Consider the following 5797-nt stretch of genomic DNA (forward strand, 5'->3'; position numbering starts at 1 on the left):
CTGTGCTCTTCGGCCGAGGCAACGGCATGGATCCTAGGGTCTCCGCGACGGAGCTGCGCTCCTGCTTCGCCCTAGGATGACGAAGTTCGCTAATCGCCGAAGTGTGCACCTGTCAAAACCTCTCCGCGATGGAAACCAGGGGCGCCAGCTCAGATCCAGCGGCGCACGCGTTTGGCGTAGTCGCGGTACTTCTTGCCGAATTTTGCCGCCAGCACCTTTTCCTCGCCTTCGATCGCCATTTTTTGCGTGGCATAGGCGGCGATGAACGCGAGCGGCAGGAACCACACGATGCCCGAGATAAAGGCGACGCCGATCAACAGCAGGGTGTTGGCCAGATACATCGGATTGCGGGTGATGCCGAAGGGACCCGTGGTGACCAGGTGATCGGGCACAGCGTTCGGGTTCAGCGTGGTCTCGGCGCGGACCATGGTGCGGATCGCGGTGACCCAGAGCGCGGCGACGGCAAACAGCGCCACCCAGCCGGTGGCGAAAAGAATATCGCCCAGGAGGTCACCGATCCAGGGCAGGGGATAGAGCAGGCCCAGCGCGATGCTGATGGCGATGGCGGCGGTGTAGATCAGCGGCGGCCACGGTATGAGCCCCGGCTTCGGCTGGTTCTCGGTCATTTGACCCCTTCCTCCATCAACTTGCTGTCGGTCTTGGCGGTACACATGCCGGCGAGATCGGACAGATGCGTCTTCCATTCCGCAGTCTGATCGTTGTTGTAGAGCCGATCAAGCGTTGCCTCGCCCTCGAGCGTATCGAGCATGCAGACACAGTAGCTCGTACAGAACTCGGTGTCGCGCGACTGCTCGCAGGACAGCTGGCAGGTTTTGAGGAAATTTACCTGCGGGGTTTCGACCTGTGCCGGCATGATCTGCGAGAACAGCCACATGCAGCCGATCAGCAATGGCTGGTGGATCAGGTAGAACGCCAGGCTGTGCCGGCCGATAAAGACCAGCGGGTTGGCCCAGCGACCGGGCGCCAATTCGGCAAGCCGGGCAAGTACGCCTGAACCGGCGGCGAGTTTCGTCATCGCGATGCCCGCAAGCACGGCGCCGAACCATGGAAACAACGGAACGTAGTCGTTGGAGCGCGGATTGTTCGCCGACAGGCCTACCCACCACAGCCATGGGTGATCGAACGCCTCGAGGCGCAGATAGACAGGCGCCGTGATGACGAGCCCGGCGACGACCAGCGTCAACAAAGCCGGCAGGCGCAGGAAGGCGAGGCCGAGCAGGCTGGCCAGCGCGATCTCATGCAAGATGCCGAAGAAGATGAATCCATCCGGCGTGGCGATACGGGTGACGACCGATATCGCGATCGCGGCTCCCGCGACCATGGCGAATCGCTTCCAGAAGCCGTTCCAGCGGATTTGTCGGCCATGGGCGAGGTACAGGCTGACGCCGACCAGGAACAGGAAGGTCGAGGCGATGCCGCGCGCGTAGATCTTCCACCAGCCGAAGGCGGTCAGGCCGGGATCGGTGTAGCCGAAGAACTCCAGATCCCAGGTGAAATGGTAGCTCGCCATGGCGATCAGCGCGATGCCGCGCACGATGTCGATAGCGACGATGCGCTTTGGTCGATCCGGAACGGGTGCGGTCGGCGTTTGGATGCTCATGGTCTCGCATTCTGATTCAGCCCCGCTGGAGGACTATCACGGTTGCCCGGCACAAAAGAAGACCGGCAACTCTGCCGACAACCCGGGCCAGCCGCGGCATTGGGCCAGTGCAGGGAAGCCTTTGGCCGGCTTCGCTTTTGCCGGATGCGCGTCGGTTTCCTCTTATTGGCGCTGGGATCGCCACCTCAGATTTGACCCGGTGAATCTGCTTCGGGGAAAGCAATGTCCACCCATGTGCGCCATCCGATCTGGCTGCCGGCTCTCAAGGCCGCGGACGCGCGCACCTTCGCGTCGCTCTATGCGGTCGAATCCTTCGCCCGCGCCACGGTGTCGAGCGTCATCCCGATCCAGGCCTACGAGATCCTGCACAACGAGCAGATCGTGTCGATGCTTTACACAGTCGTGGCGATGCTCGGCCTGTCGGTGACATTGTTCATGCCGATGCTGATCCGCCGTTTTGCCCGCCGCTGGGTCTACACGGCGGGCGCCTGCCTGCTGGCCGTCGGCTCGCTGTTCTTCGTTACCGACACGCTTGCCGGGCAACTGGCCGGCATGCTGTGCCGGGTGATGGGCGCCAGCGCGCTGTCGATCACGCTCAATCTCTACATCATGGACCACATCCGCAAGACCGACTTCATGCAGGCCGAATCGCTGCGCATGGCGTGGTCGATGCTGGCCTGGACCGGTGGGCCGACGCTCGGCATCTTCCTCTACACGCGCTTCGGCATCTATGCTGCGCATGGTGCGGTCGCGGTGTTCGCGTTTGCCCTGCTGGCGCTGTTCTGGACCTACCGCCTCGGCGACAACCAGTCTATCCGTCCGGGCAAGACGCGCCCCGTCAATCCGCTCGCCAATATCGGCCGCTTCGTGCCGCAGCCCAGGCTCAGGCTGGCTTGGCTGATCGCCTTCGGCCGCTCCTGCTTCTGGACGACGTTCTTCGTCTATGGGCCGTTGTTCATGGTCATCACAGGTGAGGGCAAGCTGGCCGGCGGCCTGCTGGTTTCGGCCGGCAACGCGCTGTTGTTCATGGCGATTTTCTGGGGCAAGGCAGGAAAGCGCTTTGGTGGCCGCGGGACCATGACATTCGCCTATTTCGCCATGTCGGCCGCGCTTTTGGCGGCGGGCTTCGTCGGCGAAACCGTGCCGCTGCTTACCGGCGCCTTCCTGCTTGGCGGTGCCTTCTTCACCATTGCGCTCGACGCCCTCGGCTCGACCGCCTTCATGCGCTCGGTGCGCTCCTATGAAAGATCTCAGATGGCAGCGGTCTACCGCACCTATCTCGACTTTTCCGAGTTGACGCCGCCGCTGGTCTATTCGGTGGCGCTGGCCTTCTTCGGCCTGGGCTCGGTGTTCGTCACGCTCGGTCTGCTGGCGGCGGTCTGCGGCTTTGTGACGTGGCGCTATCTGCCGAAATCACTTTGACCTTCATGGCGCATTCGCAATGGTCACCGGCGGAATTTGGTTTGCCGGAAGCGAGGATTCTGCCTATAGTCACCGGTGTCGCCGGTTCCATTTTGGAGCCAAGAGGGAATGCGGTGAGGGCGAATTTCGCCCAATGCCGTGGCTGCCCCCGCAACTGTGTGCGGTAGTCCTCTCCATAAACCACTGAAGATTTTTCTTCGGGAAGGTGGGGAAGGACGCTGATCCGTGAGCCAGGAGACCTGCCGGCGACAGGAAACTGACTTCGATGCCCTCGGGTGGAGGGCGAAAGGACAAGACATGACTACCGCTTCCGTCTCCCTCGGCACCTCCGTCTCCTCGCAGTCGCGCCTCATGCAGCTCGCGCTTGCCGCGTTGCTCGGCATTTTCGTGATGGGCTTTGTCGGCTTCTCGCATATCGATGCGGTCCACAATGCGGCTCACGACTATCGCCATTCGATGGCGTTTCCCTGCCACTGACGAGGGGCTGACATCATGAACCTGTTTCGCAACGTCGTGTTCATCGCGGCGATCGCAGGGCTCGTGGCCGGCGTCGTCCTCGCCTGCCTGCAAGCCTACGCCACCGTGCCGCTGATCCTGAAGGCGGAAGTCTACGAACAGGCGGGCGGCGGGCATCACCATGACCATGTCGCTCCGGCCGTAACGGATAGCAATGCCATGAGCACAACTGCTCTGGCGGGAGATGCCATGAGCTCTGCTGCCCCGGCGGCGGAAGCCACTCCGGCAGACGAAGGCTGGGCGCCGGCAGATGGTTTCGAGCGTTTCGCCTTCAGCGTGCTTGCCAACATTGTCACCGGCATCGGCTTCGCCTTGATCCTGGTCGCGGTCTCCGAATTCGCCGGCGGCATCGGTGGCTGGCGCCAGGGCGTGTTCTGGGGCCTGGCCGGCTTCGCCGTGTTCACGCTGGCGCCTGGCCTCGGCCTGCCGCCGGAACTGCCGGCCATGCCGGCCGCCGATCTCACCCAGCGCCAGATCTGGTGGTGGGCAACGGTGGCGGCGACCGCTGCCGGTCTCGGCCTGATCGCGTTCCGCAAGTCGCTGCCGCTGGCGATCCTTGCCCTCCTTTTGATCGTCGCGCCGCATATTGTCGGTGCGCCGCAGCCCGGCAGTTACGAGACGGCGATTCCGGAAGGGCTGCATCACCAGTTCGTGGTGGCGGTGACCGTGACCAATCTGGTGTTCTGGCTGGTGCTCGGCGCGGTCGTCGGTGTGGTGCGTGGCCGCTTCACCGGCACCGCGACCAGCCTGCGCGACAGCTTTGCCTGATCGCAAGACACTGACCTTCCTCATCGGCGGTGCGCGCTCCGGCAAGAGCGCGCACGCCGAAATTTTGGCGACCGCCTTGCCGCCTCCCTGGATCTATGTCGCCACGGCGCAAGCCTATGATGACGAGATGCATGAACGCATCGCGTTGCACCGATCGCGGCGCGGCGAAGGCTGGACGACCATCGACGCACCGCTCGATCTCGCCGGTACGCTTGCCGCCTTGCCGGAGGATCGGCCGGTGCTTGTCGACTGCCTGACGCTGTGGCTGACCAACCACATGCTGGCTGAACACGATTTCGAGCTGGAATGCCGGCGATTGACGGAGGTGCTGTCGCGGCCGCGCGGGCCCTGGTTCGTGGTGTCCAATGAGGTCGGACAAGGCATCGTGCCGGACAATGCACTGGCGCGCCGGTTTCGCGATGCCGCCGGCCGGCTCAACCAGCAGGTCGCCGCCGTTGCCGACATGGTGCTGCTGATGGTGGCGGGGCTGCCGCTCAAGGTGAAATGACATGACCGACATCGACAATAGGGACGAAGAACGCCACCGCGCCAAGATGGCCAAGCGCAAGGCTGTGCAGGATGCCGAGGTGGCGAGCAAGACGGTCGAGAAGGGCTTGCTCATCGTCAACACCGGACCGGGCAAGGGAAAGACCACGGCTGCCTTCGGCCTGGCGCTGCGGATGCTCGGCTACGGCAAGCGCGTCGGCGTTGTCCAGTTCATCAAGGGCAAGTGGCACACCGGCGAGAAGGACGCCTTCGCCGCCTTCGGCGACCGCGTCGTCTGGCACGCGATGGGCGAGGGGTTCACCTGGGAAACGCAGGACCTGAAGCGCGACATCGCCGCCGCCGAAGCCGCCTGGGCCAAGGTGCTCGAACTGATGGCCGATCCGTCGATCAGCCTGCTGGTGCTCGACGAACTGAACATTGCGCTGCGCTACGATTATCTCGACCTCGACAGAGTGGTTGTGGCGTTGAAGGCGCGGCGTGAGGGCCTGCATGTCGTGGTCACCGGCCGCAACGCCAAGCCGGCGCTGGTTGAGGCCGCCGACCTCGTCACCGAAATGGGCGTGACCAAGCACCATTTTTCCGCAGGCGTGAAAGCGCAGCAGGGGATCGAGTTCTGAGCGTTTCTTACCCTCCCCACAAGGGGGAGGGTGAAGTAGATCACGCCACGATGACCATGACCGCGACCAACCCAAACAGCGCGATCAGCAGATAGTCGGCGACGCGATAGAGTTTCAGCGCCTGCCTGATGTCGACGCTGTCGGCCTCGCGCCGCCCACCTTCGCCCATGAAGACGTCGTCCACGAGCACGCCGCCGTAGCTGCGCGGCCCGGCGAGCGCCAGGCCGAGCGCACCGGCCATCGCCGCTTCCGGCCAGCCGGCATTGGGTGAGCGGTGTTTTTTCGCGTCGCGCCACACCGCGTGCCAGGCATTTTTCGCATCAGCGCCTTTGACGAAGAACGCCGC

Annotated in this window: 8 protein-coding genes and 1 riboswitch; of the genes, 5 read left to right on the top strand and 3 right to left on the bottom strand. The window is 63.8% G+C overall.

The window, feature by feature from the left end; translation table 11 throughout:
* Positions 1 to 149: 149 nt before the first annotated feature.
* Together EOB49_RS29800 and EOB49_RS29805 are read right to left on the bottom strand one after the other, a co-directional pair.
* Complete coding sequence (locus tag EOB49_RS29800; RefSeq protein ID WP_127383080.1) at positions 150 to 626, bottom strand: isoprenylcysteine carboxylmethyltransferase family protein; 477 nt, start codon at positions 624 to 626, stop codon at positions 150 to 152.
* Positions 623 to 1621, bottom strand: a complete 999-nt coding sequence (locus EOB49_RS29805; RefSeq protein ID WP_127383081.1) for a DUF1624 domain-containing protein — start codon at positions 1619 to 1621, stop codon at positions 623 to 625. The genes EOB49_RS29800 and EOB49_RS29805 overlap by 4 nt, the downstream gene beginning before the upstream one ends.
* A 222-nt stretch (positions 1622 to 1843) precedes the next feature.
* Here EOB49_RS29805 and EOB49_RS29810 point away from each other — a divergent pair, with 222 nt between their 5' ends.
* The 5 genes from EOB49_RS29810 (at position 1844) to cobO (ending at position 5451) form a co-directional block, all read left to right on the top strand.
* A complete protein-coding gene (locus tag EOB49_RS29810) occupies positions 1844 to 3043 on the top strand; it encodes an MFS transporter (protein ID WP_127383082.1) in 1200 nt (399 codons plus the stop codon).
* A gap of 65 nt (positions 3044 to 3108) precedes the next feature.
* Positions 3109 to 3305: riboswitch (cobalamin riboswitch) on the top strand.
* Between the two features lie 35 nt (positions 3306 to 3340).
* Positions 3341 to 3520, top strand: a complete 180-nt coding sequence (locus tag EOB49_RS29815) for a CbtB-domain containing protein (RefSeq protein ID WP_127383083.1) — start codon at positions 3341 to 3343, stop codon at positions 3518 to 3520.
* Between the two features lie 15 nt (positions 3521 to 3535).
* A complete protein-coding gene (locus tag EOB49_RS29820; RefSeq protein WP_127383084.1) occupies positions 3536 to 4327 on the top strand; it encodes a CbtA family protein in 792 nt (263 codons plus the stop codon).
* A complete protein-coding gene (cobU, locus tag EOB49_RS29825) occupies positions 4320 to 4835 on the top strand; it encodes a bifunctional adenosylcobinamide kinase/adenosylcobinamide-phosphate guanylyltransferase (RefSeq protein WP_127383085.1) in 516 nt (171 codons plus the stop codon). The genes EOB49_RS29820 and cobU overlap by 8 nt, the downstream gene beginning before the upstream one ends.
* Position 4836: 1 nt before the next feature.
* A complete protein-coding gene (gene cobO, locus EOB49_RS29830; protein WP_127383086.1) occupies positions 4837 to 5451 on the top strand; it encodes a cob(I)yrinic acid a,c-diamide adenosyltransferase in 615 nt (204 codons plus the stop codon).
* Between the two features lie 40 nt (positions 5452 to 5491).
* On the opposite strand, the gene EOB49_RS38100 is transcribed toward cobO, so the two are convergent.
* On the bottom strand, positions 5492 to 5797 hold a 306-nt coding region (locus tag EOB49_RS38100), incomplete at its 5' end, for a cobalamin biosynthesis protein (protein WP_245472883.1).

The organism is Mesorhizobium sp. M7A.F.Ca.MR.148.00.0.0 (assembly GCF_003997735.1).
Classification (GTDB): Bacteria; Pseudomonadota; Alphaproteobacteria; order Rhizobiales; family Rhizobiaceae; genus Mesorhizobium.